This is a genomic window from Flavobacterium sp. (assembly GCF_043779715.1).
GTDB lineage: Bacteria > Bacteroidota > Bacteroidia > Flavobacteriales > Flavobacteriaceae > Flavobacterium.
Map to the genome: position 1 here is coordinate 1 of NZ_JAYWDT010000168.1, position 3,262 is coordinate 3,262.

Genomic DNA, 3,262 nt, shown 5'->3' on the forward strand with positions numbered 1-3,262 from the left:
GAACGCTTTAATTTATTTTCAGATATGTATTGGGGTTGGACATTTAGTATTTATATTGCTTTTGCATTGATTATTTGGATTCAAGTCGAAACCATTTATATACAAGGCGTAGGTTGGTTGCAAAGCTTCTATATACTCTATTCAATTCCGATGATTATTTTTGCATTATTACCACAAAATCGAAATATTTATAAAAGATGAAACTCAAACTTCTCTCAATAGTTGTTTTTCTTCTTTTTTCTTGTAATAATAAAGAAGATGGAATCAAGCCCACTATGGGTGACGTTACCGAGAGTGTTTATGCTTCTGGCTTGATAAAAGCAGAAGATCAATACACAGTTTTCTCCACCAACACTGGTATTTTAAAAAAAATAAATGTTATTGCTGGACAATCTATTGCTAAAGGGCAATTATTGTTTGAAATCGAAAATGATAAAGCAGAATTAAATACCGAAAATGCGTTACTAACCTATCAATTAAGTCAAAATAACAATCACTATATTCAGGATAAAATTTCTGAAATGGAAATGAAAGTGCAATCTGCCAATGATAAACTTGCATTAGATAAATCAATTTTTGACCGAAATAATAGAATAAAAGATTATAAAATTATTTCGGAAGTCGATTTTGAAAAGGTAGAATTGGCTTATAAAAACGCAAAACTAAATTATGAAACTGCCAAAAAACAATTATCTCAACTCAAAGCACAATTAAAAAACGATCAAAATAAGAACAATATTAACCTGAAAATAAATCAAAAATCTGAAAGTGATTTCAACATCAAAAGTCAGTTTTCAGGGCAATTATTCGATGTCTTGGTTAAAGAGGGAACCTTGATTTCGCCACAAATTCCATTGGCAATTATCGGACAAAAAAATGCTTTTTTGATAGAACTCGAAGTCGATGAAAACGATATGGTTCGGGTAAAACTGAAGCAACCCATTTTGGTTACGATGGACAGTTATAAAAATCAAGTTTTTGAAGCCAAAGTAGACAAAATTTATCCCATAATGGACGAGCGTTCCAGAACTTTCAAAATCGAAGCACATTTTATAAATGTTCCTGAAAAATTGTATCCAAATCTTTCCGTAGAAGCCAATATTGTGATTCAAACTAAAAAAAATGCCATTACAATTCCTAAAAATTATTTACTGAAAGATGATTTTGTTTTAGTCAATAAAACCGAAAAACGTAAAGTAAAAGTTGGTTTAAGCGATTATCAAAAAGTAGAAATTTTGGAAGGTTTAAAACCAGACGAAACCATATACAAACCACAATAATGAACTATAAACTCATTTTAAATATTGCCACACATTTGCTTGAAGCACGGCTAAAACAAACTATTGTTGCCGCTGTTGGAGTTACTTTTAGTATTGCAATGTTTATTACTTTGGTCAGTTTTATGAATGGTTTAAATGATCTACTCGATGGGTTGATGCTCAATAGAACACCACACATAAGATTGTACAACGAAATAAAACCTTCAGAAAATCAGCCCGTTTCATTATCCAAAAAATATAAAGATGATACTAATTTCATTAATTCTATAAAACCAAAAGACCGTGGAAAATCCATTTACAACAGCAAAACCATTATTAGTTATCTAAAAAAAGATTCCCGAATTATTGACGTGGCTCCAAAAATAACAACACCTGTTTTTTTTAATTCTGGCACTATTGAAATTTCGGGCGTTATCAATGGAATCGAAGTATTATCGGAAGAAAAACTATTCAAAATTAGCGATTATATTATAGAAGGTAATGTTGCCGATTTATTACAAAACAACAGCATTATTATCGGAAAAGGTTTGGCTGATAAAATGCTGTTAACCAAAGGCGATGTAATAAAAATAACATCATCACGAGGCAATTTAGCCTCTTTAAAAATTGTTGGAATTTCTCAAATAGGTATTGCCGATATTGATGATGCAATGAGTTACACTTCATTAGCCACAGCACAAAAAATATTGGGAGAACCAACCAATTATATTACCGATATTCAGATAAAATTGTTCGATATGAACTCGGCAACAGCAGTAGCCAATGAGTTCAAGCAGAAATTCAATTTGGATACCATCGATTTCAATACTGCCAATTCACAATTTGAAACTGGAAGTAAAATTAGAACAATTATTTCTTACGCAGTTGGAATTGTCTTGCTCATCGTAGCAGGTTTTGGTATCTATAATATTCTAAATATGATGATTTATGAAAAAATGGACAGTATTGCGATTCTAAAAGCCACAGGGTTTTCTGGTAGCGATGTGAAATGGATTTTTGTAACGCTTTCTCTAATAATTGGAATTGTTGGAGGACTTTTTGGTTTGTTATTTGGATTTATTTTTTCATCAATTATCGATATCATTCCTTTTGAAACGGCTTCATTACCCACTATAAAAACCTATCCTATACATTACAGTGGCATTTTTTATTTTATAGGAATTGTTTTTGCATTGTTTACCACCACAATTGCAGGTCTTTTTCCAGCACTCAAAGCCAGTAAAATTGATCCAGTAGAAATTATTAGAGGAAAATAATTATGGAAAGCAAAGTAATAGAAACCAAAGATTTAACCAAATATTTTTATGATCCAATCAAATTTCAAGTGCTAAAAGAAATTGATATGAGTGTCAATCATGGTGAGTTTGTCTCTATTGTTGGGAAATCGGGCTGCGGAAAATCAACTTTATTGTATTTGCTTTCAACAATGGATACCGATTATGAAGGGCAATTATTTATTAATAATGAACTCATTACTGGAAAAACCGATAAAGAATTGGCACAAATTCGCAACGAGAAAATTGGTTTTGTATTTCAGTTTCATTATTTACTTTCTGAATATAATGTTTTAAAAAATGTGATGCTACCAGGTTTGAAATTGGAAAAACTATCCGAAAAAGAAATTGAACATTGCGCCATGGAACATCTCAAAACCCTTGATATGGAAGACCAAGCCCTTAAAATGCCCAACCAACTCAGTGGCGGACAAAAACAAAGAGTCGCCATCGCTCGTGCGTTAATTAATGATCCGTTAATTATTATGGGCGATGAACCTACAGGTAATCTTGACAAAAAAAATAGCGATTTGGTTTTTGATATTTTTAAAAAACTAACATTAGAAAAAAAACAAACTCTACTCATTGTAACCCACGACAATGATTTTGCAAATAAAACCAATAGGATTATCACTATGGAAGATGGTAGAATAATTTCTTAAAATCTATGAAATATATAAATTATTCAAATATTTCACAACAACTTTC

At 31.1% G+C, this 3,262-nt stretch carries 4 protein-coding genes; all 4 read left to right on the forward strand.

What is annotated here, in order from left to right; all coding sequences use genetic code 11:
* Positions 1-201, forward strand: a 201-nt coding sequence (locus tag ACH2BG_RS08125) for a hypothetical protein (protein ID WP_395047200.1), incomplete at its 5' end; no start/stop codon positions are given.
* Positions 198-1,280 carry an efflux RND transporter periplasmic adaptor subunit gene (locus ACH2BG_RS08130; protein ID WP_395047201.1) on the forward strand — a complete coding sequence of 361 codons (1,083 nt, stop codon included), beginning with the start codon at positions 198-200 and terminating at the stop codon, positions 1,278-1,280. The genes ACH2BG_RS08125 and ACH2BG_RS08130, both read left to right, overlap by 4 nt.
* Positions 1,280-2,536, forward strand: a complete 1,257-nt coding sequence (locus ACH2BG_RS08135; RefSeq protein WP_395047202.1) for an ABC transporter permease — start codon at positions 1,280-1,282, stop codon at positions 2,534-2,536. Before ACH2BG_RS08130 ends, ACH2BG_RS08135 begins: the two co-directional genes overlap by 1 nt.
* A 2-nt stretch (positions 2,537-2,538) precedes the next feature.
* On the forward strand, positions 2,539-3,216 hold the full coding sequence (locus tag ACH2BG_RS08140) for an ABC transporter ATP-binding protein (RefSeq protein ID WP_395047203.1): 678 nt from the start codon (positions 2,539-2,541) through the stop codon (positions 3,214-3,216).
* The last annotated feature ends 46 nt before the right edge of the window (positions 3,217-3,262 follow it).